We start from the raw sequence: 18,526 nt of genomic DNA, 5'->3' as shown, positions 1-18,526 counted from the left end.
GAAGGGTCAGAAGGGTCAGAAGGGTCAGGAGGGCAGGGCCGCGGCCAGCAGATCCGCCAGCGCGGCGCAGTGCGGCGGGTCCACCAGGTCGTGGTGGTTGCCCGGGACCGCGGCCCGTACGACGGCGCCCGCGGTGCGCGGCCGCCAGGCCGCCGGGTCCACCAGTGGGGTCGCGAGCTCCGGGTGGCGCTCGTCGACCGTGAAGAGGTGCAGGTCCACGGCGAGTACGGCGTCGGTGCGGTAGGCGGCGGAGGCCGTCCCGTTCGCCTCGGCGACCCGCAGCAGTCTGCGCAGGGCCTCCGTGGGGGAGGTGCGGGGGAGCGTGCCCTCCTCACGGCCCCGGCGCACCAGGACGTCGAGCAGCTCCTCCTCGTCCAGTTCGCGCGCCGAGCCGGCGTCGATCCCGGCGGCGATGCCGTACCGCAGCAGGTCCGGATCGCCTGCCCCGCCGGCCGCACCGGCACGGCTCCCGGGAGCCGTGCCCGGCGCCGCCGCGTCGATCAGGCCGAGGAAGGCGACCTCCTCACCGGCGGCCTCCAGCCGGGCCGCCATCTCGTAGGCCACCGTCCCGCCGAACGACCAGCCGGACAGCAGGTACGGGCCGTGGGGCTGCTCCTCGCGGAGTGCGGACAGGTAGCGCTCGGCCATCTCGGGCACCCGCTCCAGCGGGGTCTCGCCGGTGTTGTAGCCCACCGACTCCAGGCCCAGGATCCGCCGGTCGCCCCCGGGGCGGGCGGACAGGTCCCGCACCAGGTCCCGGTAGCAGACGACGTCGCCGCCCCGCGGGTGGACGAGGACCAGCGGCGGCCGGGACGGGTCCCCGTCGGCCAGCGGGACCAGCAGCCTGGCGGCGGCCGCCCCCGCGTCCGGCAGCGCCTCGCAGAGCAGCTCCACGGTGCGCCGGCGGAACACCAGATTCAGCGGCAGTTCCACGCCGAACTCCCGGCGCACGGCCGCCATCAGGGCGAAGGCCTTGAGCGAATGCCCGCCGAGCGCGAAGAAGTCGTCGCGGACCCCGATCGGGGCCGTCCCCAGGGTCTGCTCCCACAGCCGCGCCATCCGCAGCTCGGTCGTGCCGCGCGGGGCGATCCGCCCCGCGCCGTCGCCGCGCGCCGCGTCCGCCGAGGGGGCGGGCAGCGCCTTGCGGTCGAGCTTGCCGTTCGGGGTGAGCGGGAGCCGCTCCAGGGCGGTCAGGACCGCCGGGACCATGTACTCGGGGAGGTCCTGGCGCAGGAAGTCGCCGAGCTCCCGCACGTCGCCCTCCTCGTCCCGCCAGGTCACGTAGCCGGCCAGCACCGCGTCCACCCCCGTGCCGTGGACGGCCACGGCCGCCGCCAGCACCCGCGGGTGGCGGGCGAGCGCGGACTCGATCTCGCCGAGCTCCATCCGGTGGCCGCGCACCTTCACCTGGCCGTCGGCCCTGCCCCGGTACTCCAGGGCGCCGTCCGCGAGCCGTCGTACGAGGTCACCGGTGCGGTAGAGCCGTTCGCCCGCCGCGTACGGGTCGGGCACGAACCGGTCGGCGGTCAGCGCCGGCCGCCCGTGGTAGCCGCGGGCCACGCCGTCGCCGCCGATGTACAGCTCGCCGAACACCCCGACCGGCACCGGTCGCAGGCCCGCGTCCAGCACGTGCAGCCGGGTGTTGGCGAGCGCCGAGCCGATCGGCACCGGCCCGTCGCCCACGGGACCGGACAGCCGGTGCGCCGTGGACCAGACGGTGGTCTCGGTCGGCCCGTACACGTTCCAGACGGTGCCCAGCGCCGTACGCATCCGCTCGGCCAGGGCCGACGGCAGCGCCTCGCCGCCGCACAGCGCCCGTACGTGGGGCGCCTGCCAGCCGGACTCCATCAGCTGGTGCCAGGTGGCGGGAGTGGCCTGGACGACCGTGACCGCTGCCGAGTCGAGCTCCTTCGCAAGGAGGGTGCCGTCCCGCGCGGTCTCCCGGTCGACGACCCGTAGGGTGGCTCCGCACACGAGCGGGACCAGCAGCTCCAGCACGGCGATGTCGAACGAGGCCGTGGTGACGGCCGCGACCGTGTCACCGGCCGTCAGCTCCAGCCTGCGCACCATGTCCCGGGTGAAGTTGGCCAGCGCCCGGTGCGGCACGGTGACCCCCTTCGGGCGTCCCGTCGAGCCCGAGGTGTACAGGGCGTACGCCAGCTGCTCCGGCTCCAGCCGCACGGGTGCGAAGTCGGCCCGCGCGCTGCCGTCACCGGCCAGGGCGTCGAGGTCCACCACGGCGACCCCCGCCGGCGCCTGCGCGGCGCCGGACAGCCCCGACACCACCAGCACCCGGGCGCCGCTGTCCGCGAGCATGTAGCCGATCCGGTCGGCCGGATAGCCGGGGTCGACGGGCACGTACAGGCCGCCGGAGCGCAGGACGCCCAGCAGCGCCGCCGGCAGCAGCACGGAGCGCTCCGCGCAGACGGCCACCGCCGTGTCCGGACCCACCCCCAGCCGGGCGAGCTCCCGGGCGAGGCGGCCCGAGACCTCCCACAACCCGGCGTACGACAGGCTCCGTTCCCCGTCGTCCACGGCCACGGCCTGCGGCGTACGGGAGGCCTGCTCGCCGACGAGCACGGGCAGCGGCCGGCCGGCGGGCGGTTCGAGGGACCCGCCGCCCGCACGCAGGATCCGGCGCTCCTCGGCCGGGCCCATCAGCGGCAGGGCGCCGAGCGGCGTCGCGGGATCGGCCACCGCGGCCGTGAGCAGTTCGGTCAGCGCCGAGGTCATGCGCTCGACGGTCGCCCGGTCGAAGAGGTCGGTCGCGAACACGGCCTCGCCGCGCAGCGCGCCCTCCTCCTCGACGAAGTACAGCGAGAGGTCGAACTTCGAGGCCCCGCTGGCCAGCGAGAGCGGTTCGACGTCCAGCCCCGGCAGTGCGGGCGGCGCGGCGGCCTCCTCGTCGAGCACCAGCATCACCTGGAACAGCGGGTTGCGGCTCAGGTCGCGCTCCGGCCGCACCTCCTCCACCAGACGCTCGAACGGCACCTCCTGGTGGGCGTAGGCCCCCAGGGCGGTCTCCCGGGCCCGGTCCAGCAGTTCGCCGAAGGCCGGGTCGCCGGACAGGTCGGTGCGGAGCACCAGGTTGTTGACGAAGAAGCCGATGAGCGGCTCCAGTTCGGTGCGGTCGCGGCCGGCGATGGGGGAGCCCACCGCCACGTCCTCGCTGCCCGACCAGCGGGCCAGCAGGGCCTGGAAGCCGGCCAGCAGCACCATGAACAGGGTGGCGTCGTGCCGGCGGCCCAGCTCGCGCAGCCCGTTCAGCAGCGGCTCGGGCAGGAAGAAGGGGAACTGCTCGCCGCGCCCGGACGGGGCGGCCGGCCGGGGCCGGTCGGTGGGCAGGTCCAGCGGGGCGAGCCCGGCGAGCCGCTCCCGCCAGTGGTCCAGGGTGCCGGCGAGCGCGTCACCGCTCAGCCGGTCGCGCTGCCACGACGCGAAATCTCGGTAGGAGACGGCGAGTTCCGGCAGCGGCTCGGCCCCTTCGAGGGTGCGGGCACGGTAGGCGGCGAAGAACTCCCGCCAGAACACTCCCACCGACCAGCCGTCGAAGGCGATGTGATGCGCGACGATCACCAGCAGGTGCTCCCGCGCCGCGATCCGCACCAGGCGGGCCCGCAGCGGGCCCGCGGCCGCCAGGTCGAAGGGCAGCGCGGCGTCGTGCGCCGCCAGCTCCCGCGCCCGCTCCCGGGCCGCCGTCGCGCCCAGCTCCGAAAGGTCGGTGAAGGACGGGGTGAACACCGAGGCCGGACAGGGTACGACGCGGGCCGCGAAGGCGCCCTCGCCGCCGTCCTTCCCGGATTCCCCGGACTCCTCGATCCGCGAGCGCAGCACTTCGTGGCGGGCGACGACGTCCGTCAGGGCCGCCAGGGCCGCGGCGGTGTCGAGCTCCCCCGTCAGCCGTACGGCACAGGGCATGTTGTAGTCGGGCCGGCCCGGCTGGAGCCGGTCCAGCAGCCACAGCCGCTGCTGTCCGAAGGACAGCGGGCCGGGCCCCTCGGGCAGCGCGGGGATCGCCGGTCCCTTCGCCCCCGCCGCGCCCAGCGAGGCCAGCGCCCGGGCGAGGTCCTCGGCCACCGGGTGGCGGAAGAGCAGCTGCATCGGAATGTCCAGCTCCAGCAGGGCGCGCAGCCGGGAGATGACCCGGGTGGCGCGCAGGGAGTGCCCGCCGCGCTCGAAGAAGTGGTCGCGGACCCCGATCGGGCCCTCGCCGAGCACCTCCTCCCAGACCTCGGTGACCGTCCGCTCCAGCGGCGTGCGCGGGGCGACGTGCGCCCGGTGCCCACCGGCCGGGCCGGATTCCGGCGCGGGCAGCGCCCGGCGGTCGGTCTTCCCGTTCGGGGTCAGCGGCAGCGCGTCCAGCACCACCAGCGCGGAGGGCACCATCGCGGCCGGCAGGGCCGCGCGCACGAAGTCCAGCACGGCGGCCGGATCACCGCTCCCGTCCCGCCACACCACGTACGCGGCGAGCAGCCGGTCGGCGCCCTCGCCGTGCGCGGCGGCCACGGCCCGGGCCACGTCGGGGTGGCGCAGCAGGGCGGCCTCGACCTCGCCGAGTTCGATCCGGTGGCCGCGGACCTTGACCTGGTTGTCGCGCCGGCCGTGGAACTCCAGCACGCCGTCGGAGCGCAGCCGCGCCAGGTCACCGGTGCGGTACATACGCGCGCCGGGCGGCCCGTACGGGTCCGGCGGATAGGCCTCGGCGGTGCGCGCCGGATCGCCCAGGTAGCCGCGGGCCACCCCGCGTCCGGCGATGAACAGCTCACCGATCGCACCCCGGGGGAGCGGTTCGAGGTGCTCGCCGAGCACGAGCACCCGGGCGCCGGGCAGCGGCCGCCCGATGGGGATGCGGCCCGCCTCGATGTCGGCGTCCGTCACCACGTGGTAGGTGGTGGTGTTGGTGCACTCCGTCGGACCGTACTGGTTGACCAGCCGCAGCCGGCCGGGCACGCCCAGGGTGTGCGCGGCGCGAGCCAGTCCGGCGGTCAGCGCCTCACCGGTGGTCATCACCAGCCGCAGCGCAGCCGTGGGCTCGCCGACGGCGGCGACCAGCGGCTCCAGCATCGACGGGACGATCGACAGCAGCGCCGTCACGCCCTCGGCGTGCAGCAGCCGCGCCAGTGCGTCCGGGTCCCCGGCCTCGTCCTGCGAGGCCAGCACGATCCGCCCGCCGGTGGTCAGCGGCGCGAACAGGTCGCGTACCGACGGGTCGAAGGTCAGCGCGGTGCGGGCGAGCACGGCGTCCTCGGGGCCGAGGCCGAAGGTGGAGGTCAACGCCGCCAGATAGCCGGTGATCGCGGCGTGGGTGACGGCCACGCCCTTGGGGCGGCCGGTGGATCCGGAGGTGTACAGCAGGTAGGCGAGGTGCGCGGGGGAGGCGGCGGCGGCCGGCTCCGTCGCGGGCAGCGCGTCGAGCAGCTGCTGCTCGGCGTCCAGGTCCAGGACCGTCAGGCCGCCGGTCAGGTCCGCGGGCAGCCCGTCCGGCAGGCCCGCCGTCAGCACCAGGTGGGCGCCGCTGTCGGCCAGCACCGTGCGGATCCGCTCGGCCGGATGGCCCGCGTCGAGGGGGACGTAGGCGCCGCCCGCCTTCAGTACGGCGAGGACGCAGACCAGCATGCGCGGGTCGCGCCCGGCCAGTACGGCCACCCGGGTCTCGGGGCCGGTCCCGAGCTCCCGCAGGCGGTGGGCCAGCCGGTTGGCGGCCGCGTCGAGCTCGCCGTAGCCGGTGGTGCGGCCCTCACAGGTCACGGCCGGGGCGTCCGGCCGCAGCCGGGCCTGCTCCGCAACCAGGGAGTGCAGGGTCCGCGCCGCCGGCGGGTCCGTGCGCGGCGCGGACTCCTCGCCGAGCAGGGCGGCGTGCTCCTGCGGGGACAGCACGTCCAGCCGCGACAGCGGTGCGTCGGGGGTCTCGGCCGCCCCGGCCAGCAGCCGCAGGTAGTGCGCGCCGAACCGCTCGACCGTGTCCCGGTCGAAGAGGTCCGTCGCGTAACTCACGGTGCCGGTCAGTCCGCCGGGGTGCTCGGTCATCGCGAGGCTGAGGTCGAACTTGGCCGTCCCGTTGGAGGTGTCCAGGCTCTCGACCTCCACCCCCTCCAGCGGCAGCGCGTCGAGCTGCTCGGGATGCAGCTGGAACAGGACGTCGAAGAGCGGGTTGCGGCTGAGGTCGCGCTCCGGCCTCAGTTCCTCCACCAGCCGGTCGAAGGGGACGTCCTGGTGCTCGTACGCGGCGAGCGCCGTCCGGCGCACCCGGCCCAGCAGTTCGCCGAACGCCGGGTCGCCGGACAGGTCGGTGCGCAGCACGAGGGTGTTGACGAAGAAGCCGACGAGCGGCTCCAGTTCGGTGCGGTCGCGGCCCGCGATGGGAGAGCCCACAGCGATGTCCGCCTGGCCCGTGTAGCGGGCCAGCAGCGCCTGGAAGCCGGCGAGCAGCACCATGAACAGGGTGGCGCCGCGCTCCCGGGCCAGCGCGCCGAGCCGATCGGCGAGCTCGGCCGGGACGTCGAAGGCGAAGGCGCCGCCCGCTCCCGAGCGCACCTGGGGCCGCGGCCGGTCGGTGGGCAGGTCCAGGGCCGGGAGGCCGCTCAGGGCCGCCCGCCAGTGGGCGATGCCCGCGTCGGCGTCGCCGTCCGCCAGCCGGCGCTGCTGCCAGTACGCGAAGTCCCCGTACTGGACCGGAAGTTCCGGCAGTGCGGGACGCTCGCCGCGGCGCAGCGCCGCGTAGGCCCCGGACAGTTCCCGCCACAGCACCGGCATCGACCAGCCGTCGCCGACGGTGTGGTGCAGGACCAGGACGAGGAGGTGCTCGTCGTCCGCGACCCGCACCACGCGGGCCCGCAGCAAGGGAGCGGAGCCCAGGTCGAAGGGGGCGGCGGCGTCCGCGTGGGCGAGGCCCAGCGCCCGCGAGCGGGCCTCCTCGCGGGGCAGGTCCCCCAGGTCGGTGCGAACCGGGGCGAAGACCTCCGGCGCCTCCACGGTCTGTACGGGGCCCCGCGGGCCCTCGGTGATCCGCGAGCGCAGCACCTCGTGCCGGGTCACCACCGCGCACAGCGCGGCGGCCAGCGCGTCGGCGTCGAGCGGGCCGCGCAGCCGGGTCGCGACCGGGATGTTGTAGTCGGGCCGGCCGGGCTGGAGCTGGTCCAGGAACCACAGCCGCTGCTGTGCGAACGACAGCGGCGCCGGCTCCCCGGCGGGCCGGGGGCCGATCGCGGTGACGGCGGGCGCGGCCGCGGCGGGACCGTCGCCGCGCAGGGCGTCCAGTGCCGACGCGAACCGCTCCAGCGTCGGGTGCTCGAACAGCAGCCGCAGCGGTACGCCGGTGCCCAGCCGGGCGCCGAGCCGCGACACGGCGCGGGTGGCCCGCAGGGAGTGGCCGCCGAGCGCGAAGAAGTCGTCGTGGCGGCCGATCCGCCCGGTGCCCAGCACCTCGCCCCACACGGCCGCGGCGAGTTCCTCGGTCGCGGTCGCCGGCGCCGCGAACTCGGCCCGGCGCACCCCCTCTTCGGGGGGCGCGGGCAGCGCGCGCCGGTCCAGCTTGCCGTTCGGGGTCACCGGCAGGGCCGCGAGCGGCACGATCGCCGAGGGCAGCATGTACGCGGGCAGCCGCGCGGCGAGGGCCCGGTGCAGCTCGGCCGGCTCGGCCGACTGCCCCTGCGAGGGCACCACGTAGGCGACGAGGCGCTGCTCGCCGGGGGTGTCCTCGCGGACCACCACCGCGGCGTGCCCGACCTGCGGGCAGCGGGTCAGCTCGGCCTCGACCTCGCCCGGCTCGATCCGGTGGCCGCGGATCTTGACCTGCTGGTCGCGGCGGCCCAGGTAGTCGACGGTGCCGTCGGGGCGCCGCCGGGCGAGGTCGCCCGTCCGGTACATCCGGGCGCCCGGGGCGCCGTACGGGTCCGGGGTGAACTGCCGTGCGGTCAGGCCGGGCCGGCCCAGGTAGCCGCGGGCCACGCCGGTGCCGCCGATGCACAGCTCGCCGACGGCGCCCTGCGGTACCGGGCGGCCGCGCTCGTCCAGGACGTACAGGCGCGTGTCGTCCAGGGCCGTGCCGATGGGGATCCGGCCGTCCACGACGGCACCGGCGCGGGGGTCCAGCCGGTGGCCCGTGGCGAAGGTGGTGGTCTCGGTGGGCCCGTACACGTTGACCAGGACGGTGTCCGGAGCCTGCGCCAGGGCCCGGGCGAAGGAGTGCGGGGAGGCGGCCTCGCCGCCCGTCCACACCTCCCGCACCCGCGTCAGGAGCTCCACGCACTCCTCGACCACCAGGTTGAACAGGGCGGCCGTGAGGAACATCGAGGTGATCCGGTGCTCCTCCACCAGCGCGGCCAGGGCCGCGGTGTCCACCCGGCCGGGCGGCGCCATGACCACCTGGCCGCCGGACAGCAGCGGCACCCACAGTTCGTACGTCGAGGCGTCGAACGACAGCGGGGAGTGGGCCAGCACCCGCCGGTGCGCGGCGCCGAAGGCGGTGTCGCGGGCGAGCGCCGCGACGTTGGCGTGCGTGACGCCGATGCCCTTCGGCTCTCCCGTGGATCCGGAGGTGTACATCACGTACGCCAGCTGGTCCGGTGCGCAGGGCGGGTACGGGACCGGTCCGGCCGGGACCGCGTCCGCCGGGGCGCTCACGTCGAGCACCGGCACGGGCGACGTACGGACCGCCTCGTGGCCGGCCGTCGCCGGATCGGCGAGCAGCAGGCGGGCGCCGGTCCGCTCCAGCATCCAGTGCAGTCGGGCGACGGGGAACCCCTCGCCGAGCGGGACGTAGACCCCGCCGGCCTTCAGGACGGCCAGGATCGCCACCGGGAGCTGGACCGAGCGCTCCATGAGCAGGGCCACGGGGGTCTCGCGCCCCACCCCGGCGGCGGTCAGCCGGGCCGCCAGCCGGTCGGAGCGGGAGTCGAGTTCGGCGTAGCTGAGGCGGTCCGTGCCGCAGACCACGGCGTCGGCGCCGGGGGCGCGCCGGACCTGCTCGGCGAACAGCTCCACCAGGCCGGCGGGGGCGAGGTCCCGGCGGACCGCGCCGTGGCCCTCGGCCGCGAGCCGGGCCGCGGTCGGGGCGGAGGGCAGCAGCTCGGCCACGGGGCGGTCGGGCTCCTCGGCGGCGGACGCCAGCAGCTCCAGGTAGTGGCCGAGGACGAGTTCGGCCGTGGCCCGGTCGAACAGGTCGCTGTCGAAGACGAGCGAGCCGGAGCAGGTCTCGGCGCCCTCGGAGACGAAGACGCTCAGGTCGAAGAGCGATCCGCCGAAGTCGGTCCGCACGGCCTGCGCGTCCAGGCCCGGCAGCCGCAGCCCGGCCGTCTCGTCCGGGGCCGACGCGAACATCACCTGCACCAGCGGGTTGCGGTCGCCGACGCGCTCGGGGCTCAGGTGCTCCACCAGCCGGTCGAAGGGCACCTCCTGGTGGTCGTACGCGTCCACCGTCGCCCGGCGGACCCGGCCGAGCAGTTCGCGGAACCCGGCATCGCCCGACAGGTCGGCGCGCAGCACCACGGTGTTGACGAAGAACCCGACGAGGGGCTCCAGTTCCACCCGGTCGCGCCCGGCCACCGGAGTGCCGACGGCGATGTCGGTGCGGCCGGCGTAGCGGGCCAGGGCCGCCTGGAAGCCGGCCAGCAGGGTCATGAAGAGGGTGGCGCCGGAGCTCTCGGCGATCCCGCGCAGCCGTGCGGTGAGCGACGCGTCGAGAGTGAAGTCCAGGCTCGCGCCGTCGCCGCTGCGGCGGGTGGGCCGGGGCCGGTCAGCGGGCAGTTCGAGAGGCTCCAGCCCGGCGAGGCACTCCTCCCACCAGCGCAGCTGCCCGTTCATCGCGCCGCTCGCGAACCGGTCGCGCTGGGTACGGGCGTACGCCTGGTAGTCGAGGGGGAGCGGCGCCTGCGGGAGGGGCCGCTCGGCGAGCAGGGCCGCGTAGCCCTCGGAGAACTCCTGCCAGAGCAGGCCCATGGACCAGCCGTCGGTGGCGATGTGGTGGACCACCAGCACCAGCAGGTGGTCCTCCGCGCCCAGCCGGATCAGCAGGGCGCGCAGCAGCGGGCCCGCCGCGAGGTCGAAGGGCCTGCGGACCTCCTCCCGGGCCAGGGCGTGCGCCCGCTCCTCCAGCTCGGCGAGGGGGGCGCTGCCCAGGTCCAGCACCGGCAGCGGGACGGCCGCCGGCGCGGGCAGGACCACCGGGTGCGGGGCGCCGTCGCGCTCCTCGAAGACGGTGCGCAGCGGTGCATGGCGGGCCACGACGGCCGTCAGGCTCCGGCGCAGCAGGTCCGGGCGGACGGGGCCGCGCAGCCGCACGACCTCGGGGATCGCGTAGCCTGGGGTGCCGTCCGTCATCCGGTCCACCAGCCACATCCGCTCCTGGGCGAACGAGGCGACGGGCTCGGCGCCCGGACCGGCAGGGCCGGCGGTGGGGGCCGGAGCCGTCGTGGCGGCCGCGCCGGCCGCCGAGTCGTCCAGCGCGGCGCGCACCCGGCGGCGCAGCAGTTCTCGGGCGGCGGCCAGGCGGCTGTCCGTGCCGGCGGCCGGCAGGCTCTCCTGGGTGGTCACGAGGTCTCTCCCTGAAGTACGAGTGAAGGAACGGCGTCGGCGGTGGCTGCGGCGAACGGGGCCGTTCCGGCCTCCAGTTCGGCCAGCAGCACCGTCTCGACGGCGATGGCGAGGGCGGCGACGGTCCGCTGTTCGAAGAGGGTGTGCAGGGGCAGGTCCAGGCCGAGGGACTGGCGCAGTCGGGCCGCCACCCGGGTGGCGCTCAGCGAGTGCCCCCCGAGGGCGAAGAAGTCGTCGTGGCGGCCGATCCGCGGCGCGTCCAGTACGGAGGCCCACACCATGGCGACCAGTTCCTCGGTCTCCCCGGCGGGCGGCTCGTACCCGGTGGCGGCAGCCGCGGCGGGCGCCGGCAGCGCCCGGCGGTCGAGCTTGCCGTTCGCCGTGACGGGCAGCCCGTCCACGACCACCAGCACCGGAACCATGTACTCCGGGAGGGAGCGGGCCAGTTCGGCGCGCATCGGCTCGGGGTCCAGGGCCGGAGCCGGGTCGGCCCCGCCCTCCGGGACGACGTACCCGACGAGCCTGCGCTCGCCCGGGACGTCCTCGCGGACCACGACCGCGGCCCGCCCGACACCGGGGAGGCGCCCCAGCGCCGTTTCGATCTCGCCGAGTTCGATCCGGAAGCCGTGGATCTTCACCTGGTCGTCGGTGCGGCCCAGGTATTCCACCGAGCCGTCGGCCCGGTGGCGGGCCAGGTCACCGGTGCGGTACATGCGCGAGCCCGGCGGGCCGAACGGGTCCAGCGGGAACCGCTCCGCGGTGAGCGCCGGGCGGCGCAGGTACCCGCGGGCGAGGCCCGCGCCCGCAAGGAAGAGCTCGCCCGCGACGCCCACCGGGACGGGCCGCCCCCGCGGGTCGAGCACGTACAGCGAGGTGTTCCAGATGGGGCGGCCGATCGGCACGGGCCCGGCGTCCTCGCGGCGGCAGTCCCAGTGCGTGACGTCCACGGCCGCCTCGGTGGGCCCGTACAGGTTGTGCAGGGGCACGTCGAGCACGTCGAGGAAGCGGTTCTTCAGCTCCTCAGGCAGCGCCTCGCCACTGCACACGACCCGGCGCAGCGACCGGCAGCCGCCCGCCTGCGGGTCCTCGGCGAACGCGGCCAGCATGGAGGGGACGAAGTGGACGGTGGTGACCGCCTCCTCCTGGATCACCCGGCTGAGGTAGGCGGGGTCCTTGTGCCCGCCGGGCTCGGCGACCACCAGGGCCGCGCCGGTGATCAGCGGCCAGAAGAACTCCCACACCGACACGTCGAAGCCGAACGGGGTCTTCTGGAGCACCCGGTCGTCCGCGCCCAGCCGGTAGCGGTCCTGCATCCACAGCAGCCGGTTGACGATGGCCGAGTGCTCCACGACGACGGCCTTGGGCCGCCCCGTCGACCCGGACGTGTAGATCACGTACGCGGGGTGCGCGGGCAGGGGGACCTGCCGTACCGCACCGGTGGCGCCCCCGTCGCGCACGGCCCCCGGATCCAGCCGGGGCAGGTCCGACGCGGCCGGCAGCGCCGCCGCCACCGCGTCGTCCGCGAGCAGCAGCACCGGCTCGGCGTCGGACAGCAGGTACGCGATCCGGTCCGCCGGCAGCGAGGGGTCCACCGGAAGGTAGGCCGCCCCCGACTTCAGCACGGCCAGCAGTGAGACGACCATCTCGGTGGAGCGGTGCAGGGCGACCGCGACGATCCGCTCCGGACCGGCGCCCCGGGCGCACAGCTCGCCGGCCAGCAGTTCGGCGCGGGCGTCGAGTTCGGCGTACGAGAGGCGCTCGCCGCGGAAGACGGTCGCCGGGGCGCCGGGGGTCCGGGCCACCTGCTGCTCGAACAGCTCCACCAGCGTGGTGTCGGGGACGGGCACGGCCGTCCCGTTCCATTCCCGGATCAGCCGGTGCTGCTCCGCGGAGAGCAGGTCCACCTCCCCGACCGGGGTGGAGGGGGCGTCGGCGACGGTCGCCAGCAGCCGCTCCAGTGCCTCGCCCAGGCTGCGCGCCGTCCGTGCGTCGAGGACGTCCGTGCGGTGGTCGAGGTGCAGCCGCAGCCGCTCCCCGGGCAGCACGATGAGGTTGACGGTGTAGTGGGTGGCGTCCGATCCCTCCACCCCGGTCAGTCGCGGTCCGCCGGCCAGGTCCCGCATCGACTCCAGGTCGAGCGGATAGTTCTCGACGACGACCGTGGTGTCGAAGAGGGCACCCAGCCCGGCCGCCCGCTGGATTCCGGCGAGCCCGACGTGCTGGTGGTCCATCAGCTCCGCCTGCTCGTCCTGGAACCGGGCGAGCGCCGCCAGCAGCGGCTCGTCCTCCCGGATCCGGAACCGCACGGGCAGGGTGTTGATCAGCAGGCCGACCATGTCCTCGATGCCCGCGACGTCCGCGGTCCGTCCCGAGACCGTTCCGCCGAACACCACGTCGTCCCGCCCGGTCACCCGGCCCAGCAGGACCGCCCAGACGCCCTGGACGACGCTGTTGAGGGTCACGCCGGCGGCACGGGCCTGCGCGGTGAGCCGGGCCGTCAGCTCGGCCGACAGCTCCACCTGGAGCCGCTCGGGCAGCGCGTCGATCCGGTTCGGGTCGGCCGCGCCCAGCAGGGTCGGCTCCTCCAGCCCGGCCAGCGCGGTGCTCCACGCGGTCTCGGCGGCGCCGTCGTCCTGGCGGGCCAGCCAGTCCAGGTGCGCGCGGTACGGGACCGCTTCCGCGACCGCACCGGGCTCGGCGCCCGAGGTCTGTTCGGCGTATCCGGTGAGCAGTTCGCGCAGCAGGACCGCCGACGACCAGCCGTCCCAGACGATGTGGTGGTTCGTCATGACGAGGCGGTGCTCGGCCGCGCCGAACCGGACCAGGGTGAAGCGCACCAGCGGCGGCCGCTCCAGGTCGAAGCGGCGGGCGCGGTCGGCCGCGAGCAGCCGCTGCCACTCCCGCTCCCGGTCCGCGGAGCCGAGTCCGCCCAGGTCCACGGCCTCCCACGGCACCTCGACGGACTCGACGACGATCTGCGCCGGCCCGTCCAGACCCTGGTCGGTGAAGGCGGAGCGCAGCGCGGTGTGGCGGCGCAGCAGCCGGTCGCAGGACGCCCGCAGGGTGTCCTCGTCCAGGGCGCCGTCCAGGGTGAGGACGATCTGGCCGGTGTAGGCGTCCATCGCGCCCGTGTCGAAGGCGGAGTGGAAGAAGAGCCCCTCCTGGAGCGGCGAGAGCGGCAGCACGTCGCAGAGCCCGGCGTAGCGCGCCGCCAGGGCGTCCGTCTCCGGCTGCGTCAGCCGCACCAGCGGCAGGTCACGGGGGGTGAGACGGCGCGGTCGGGGGGCTCCCGACCAGCCGGCCAGCAGGCGCAGGGCCTCGTCCCAGGCCGCCACCAGGGCGTCCGCCTCGGCCTCGGTCAGCAGGTCCGCGGGATGGGTGACGACCGCGGTGAAGGCGGGACCGCCGTCGCCGTCCACGGCCATGGCGTCGATCTGCAGGGCGTGCTCGACGGGCATCGCCGGATCCACCTCGGCCCGCAGGCCGCCGGCCTCGGGGGCGGGGCTCCAGGGCGCCCCGTCCCCGCCGGAGAACCGGCCCAGGTAGTTGAACAGGACCCGGGGGCGCGGGAGTCCGGACAGTTCCGCGACGCCCCGCGGGTCGAGCCGGCTCAGCAGACCGAAACCCGTGCCGTGGTCCGGTACGGAGGCGACCGTCGAGTGGATCCGCGCGACCAGTTCGGCGAGCGCGTCGCCGCCCCGGGCCGCCGCGTCCAGGTCGAGGCCGTCCAGGTCGAACCGGACCGGGTACTGGGTGGTGAACCAGCCGACCGTGCGCGCCAGGTCGTGGCGGCCGGTGCGGTCGACGCGGCCGTGGCCCTCCAGGTCGACCAGCAGCGACCCCGGGGCGCTGCCGGGGGAGCGCAGCCGGTGGCCCGCGAGGACCAGCCCCGCGAGCAGCACCTCGGCCGGACCGGTGCGCAGCGCGCCGGGCACCCGGGCCAGCAGCGGGCCGGCGACCTCGGCGGGCAGGCGGAGCGTCAGCGTGCGGGTGGCGCCGGCGGTGTCCCGCACCGGGTCGGGGACCCGATGCCAGGGCTCCTGCGGGTCCGGGCCGGCCCCGGGGGTCTCCAGCATCGAGCGCCAGAAGGGGAGCTCGGCCTGCACCTCCGGGGAACCTGCCTGGAGTTCGAGGTGGTGGGCCCACGCGCGGAACGAGACCTCCCCGTCCGTGGCCGGCAGCGGAAGCCCGGCGACGGCGGCCTCCCAGGCCGTGGCGAGGTCCTCCGTCAGGATCCGCCAGGACACCCCGTCCACGGCCAGGTGGTGCACGCACAGCAGCAGCCGGTCCGGCGCCGCCCCACCGGTGTCGAAGCGTACGGCCCGGAGCATCACCGAGGCCGCGGGGTCCAGTTGTCCGGCCGCCTCCCGGGCCGCCTCCGCCATGACCGCGGCGCGGGCGGATTCGTCCGACCCGGCCACGTCGACGGTGCGGTACAGCCGGGACACGTCGACCGAGCCGGGCTCGCCGACCGTGCACAGCGGGCCCTCCGGGCCGGCGGTGACGCCGAGGCGCAGCGCCCCGTGCCGGTCCACGACCGACTCCAGGACCTGAACGAGCGTCGCGTCGTCCGCGCCCTCGGGCAGGGTCAGCACCATGGACTGGCTGAACCGGCCGATGGGACCCGGCCCGTCGAGGAGCCAGCGCATGACCGGGGTAGCGGGGAGCGGACCGTGCTCGGGAACCGTCGGACCGGCGGCCTGGGAGGAACCCTGGCCCGGCTCGCCGACGGCCGCGGCGAGGGCGGCCGGGGTCTTGTGCGCGAACACCTCGCGCAGGGTGAAGGAGAAGCCCCGCGCCCGCGCCCGGCTGGTCAGGCCGAGGGCGGTGATGCTGTCGCCGCCGAGCTCGAAGAAGTTGTCGTCGGGGGTGGCGTCGGTGCCGAGGGCCTCGGAGAACAGCTCCGCGAGCGCCAGCTCGGTGGCGTCGTACGCACGTTCGGGGCGCTCCGGACGGTCCACGGCCTCGGGGACGTGCAGCCGCGCGCGGTCCACCTTGCCGCTCGCGGTGAGGGGCAGCCGGTCCACCGCCACGAAGGTGCGGGGCACCATGTAGCCCGGCAGGACCCGACCCAACTCCGCTGCCAGCGCATCCGGTTCGGGCGCCGGGCCGCCGTCGGCCGGCGGTGCCACGAAGGCGACGAGCCGGCGGGCTCCGCCCGCGGGGGCGTGCACGACGACCGCGGCCTGCCCCACCGAGGGCTGCCGGCCGAGGACCGCCTCGATCTCGCCCAGTTCGATCCGGTGGCCATTGATCTTGACTTGGCGGTCCACCCGTCCCAGGAACTCCAGTTCGCCCCGTGCCGTCCAGCGCACGAGGTCGCCCGTCCGGTACATCCGGGCACCGGGCACACCGGAGAACGGGTCCGGCACGAAGCGGTCGGCGGTCATGGCCGCGCGCCCCGCGTACCCCTGGGCGAGACCCGCACCGGCCACGCAGAGCTCGCCGGTCGCTCCCGGCGGCAGCAGCCGCAGTCCCCGGTCGACCACGTACGCACGGTGGTTGACCATCGGGCGCCCGATCGGCGGGATTCGGCCGTGCGAGGGCGGAACCACCCGGTGCATGGTCACGGACACGGCCGCCTCGGTGGGCCCGTACGCGTTCCAGACCTCGCGGCCGTCCGTCGCCCAGCGGTCCACGGCGTCCCCGGACGGGGCCTCACCGCCCGTGGACAGGAACCGCAGTGCCGGCAGTCCCGACGGGTCCAGCAGCGGCAGCAGCGCCGGCGGAAGGTCGGCGACCGTCACCGCGTGCTCGGCGAGCAACGCCTGGAGCCGGTCGACGTCGACCCGCTCGGCGTCGGTGGCCAGGACCAGGGTGGAACCGCTCAACAGGGAACCGAACACGTCCAGGACCGACACGTCGAACGACAGCGAGGCGAACCCGAGGAACCGTTCCGTGCGCCCGTTTGCGGATGCTTCGGTGACGCCCGCGCCGCACAGCGCGAGGTGGCCGCGTACGAAGTCGACGGCCGCCGCGTGCGGGACGACGACGCCCTTCGGCTCACCCGTACTGCCCGATGTGTACAGCAGGTACGCGGCGGACGCGGCCGGCACCGGTACGGACCTCCGGCCGGAGCGGGACCCGTCGGCCGGCGCGCTCGCGTCGACCACGCTCGGCAGGTCGTGCGGCAGCCGGTCGCGGCTGCCCGGCCCGGCGACGACCGTGCGCAGCCCGGCGTCGCGCACGATGTACGCGATGCGCTCGGACGGCAGGCCGGGGTCGAGCGGTACGTAGCAGCCGCCCGCCTTCAGGACGCCGAGCAGGGCCGCGACCATCGACGGGGAGCGCTCCACGCAGACGCCGACCGGGGTGCCCGGTTCGACGGCCGTCCGCAGCCGGTCCGCGATCTCCTCGGCCCAGGCGTCGAGCTCCCGGTAGGTGACCTCCTGGCCGGCGCAGATCACGGCGGCCTGCTCGGGGGTGCGCGCCGCCACCGCCTCGAAGAGCGTGTGCAGCGACGCGTCCCCTGCCACGGGGCCGACGCCGCCCTCGGCGAAGGCGGCGAGGCGCTCCTCGTCCTCGGCGGTCAGGAAGGGCAGCGAGCCGACCGGAGCCTCGTCCTCGGCCGAGGCGAGGGCGACCAGGAAGCGGGTGAACCGCACCCGCAGCGCGTCGAGTCCAACCCGGTCGAGGTCGGCGGCGTCACCCTCGGCCTGCACGGTCAGCGGGCTGTCGCCGCCGCGGTCGTAGACGTTGAGGGAGACGTGCTCCACCGGGCCGACCGAGAGGTTGTGCGCGGAGGCGGGAGCACCGGCGAAGGACAGCTCGTAGTCGAAGGACATGAGGTTGACGGCGGCGTCCCACAGCCGGGGTCCGCTCCCGGTGAACTCCTCGATGCGGTACCGCTGGTGGCGCAGGGCCTCCTTGATGCCGGCCGAGGTGCCGCGCAGCAGTTCGCCGACCGGCATGTCCGCGGTGACCGTCAGCCGCAGCGGCAGCACCTTGGAGAACATGCCGGGCGTCCGGCGGGCGTCCGGGGTGGTGCGGCCGGTGACCGGCAGACCCAGGACCACGTCCTCGGTGCCGCCCGCGCGGTGCAGGTGGGCGGCGGCCGCGGCCATCACCAGCACCGACCAGCGCGTGCCGTGCCGGCGCGCCGCCTCGCGCAGGGTGCGGGCGTCGGCGGGGTCGAGGTCGCCGCTCACCCGCACCGTCGTACCCGAGGCGGGTGCCGGGACGCTGCCGGTGAAGGAGACGGGCTCGGGGGCCCCGTCCAGGTGCGCGCGCCAGAACTCCCGGTCTTCCGCGCACCGTTCGGAGCGGGCGTACTCCTCCTCCCCGGCCACGATCCGCTCCCACGGCGTGCTCTCGGTGGCCGGTACGGGCTCTCCCGCGACCAGCGCCGAGTACACCTCGGCGGTCCGCCGGGCGAGGAGCGAGCCGGTGACCCCGTCCGCGACGAGGTGGTGGTAGCCCTGCATCCAGCGGTAGGTCGCCGGCCCGGTCCGCACCAGGAGGTGCCGGCACACGTCCCCGGACGCCAGGTCCGTCGGCCGGGCCAGCTCGGCGCGCATCAGCCGCTCGGACTCGGCGTCCGGGTCCGGGTGGCCGCTGACGTCGACCGTCTCCATCCGCAGCGGCGGCGGCCCGGCGGGTATCTGGTGCACCACTCCGTCCACCTCGGCGAAGCGGACGCACAGCGTCTCGGTGCCGGCCACCGTCGTGCGCACCGCCTCGGCGAGCAGCTCCGGATCCACCGCCCCGCGGATCTCCAGGTACTCGGCGATGGTGTAGTCGAGGCGGGTGGGGTCGAGCTGCTGTGCGAACCAGACGCCGTTCTGCGGCGGGGTCAGGGGCAGCGGCCCGCGGTCGTGAGTGGCCATGCGGTGGTCAGTCTCCTCAGTCGGATCGGTCGATCAACGACGACGTGAGGCCACTGTCCGCGACGGCCGGACGGTCCCGAAAGTCCCACTAATACGCCTCTTGACGAGGCCCGATCCACCCGGAGAAATCCCCGGTACCGCGACCCCGTGACAGGTGGATCCAGGCGCTC

General features: G+C 75.7%; 2 protein-coding genes. Both read right to left on the bottom strand.

Annotation, left to right across the window (positions count from 1 at the left end; translation table 11 throughout):
* Positions 1–24 precede the first annotated feature (24 nt).
* Positions 25–10,530, bottom strand: coding sequence for an amino acid adenylation domain-containing protein (locus tag ACIGFK_RS18865; protein ID WP_400052699.1), 10,506 nt, complete (start codon positions 10,528–10,530; stop codon positions 25–27).
* Positions 10,527–18,356 carry an amino acid adenylation domain-containing protein gene (locus ACIGFK_RS18860; protein ID WP_400052697.1) on the bottom strand — a complete coding sequence of 2,610 codons (7,830 nt, stop codon included), beginning with the start codon at positions 18,354–18,356 and terminating at the stop codon, positions 10,527–10,529. The genes ACIGFK_RS18865 and ACIGFK_RS18860 overlap by 4 nt, the downstream gene beginning before the upstream one ends.
* Positions 18,357–18,526 lie beyond the last annotated feature (170 nt).

The sequence above is a fragment of the Streptomyces sp. NPDC085524 genome, from assembly GCF_044541755.1.
Taxonomy (GTDB): Bacteria; Actinomycetota; Actinomycetes; order Streptomycetales; family Streptomycetaceae; genus Streptomyces.
The sequence above is the reverse complement of the archived record's forward strand: the minus strand, read 5'-3'. Positions and strand labels throughout refer to the sequence as shown.

Excerpts from the sequence above, each read along its gene's own strand:
- ACIGFK_RS18860 (WP_400052697.1), bottom strand. The coding sequence starts at position 18,356 with ATGGCCACTCACGACCGCGGGCCGCTGCCCCTGACCCCGCCGCAGAAC.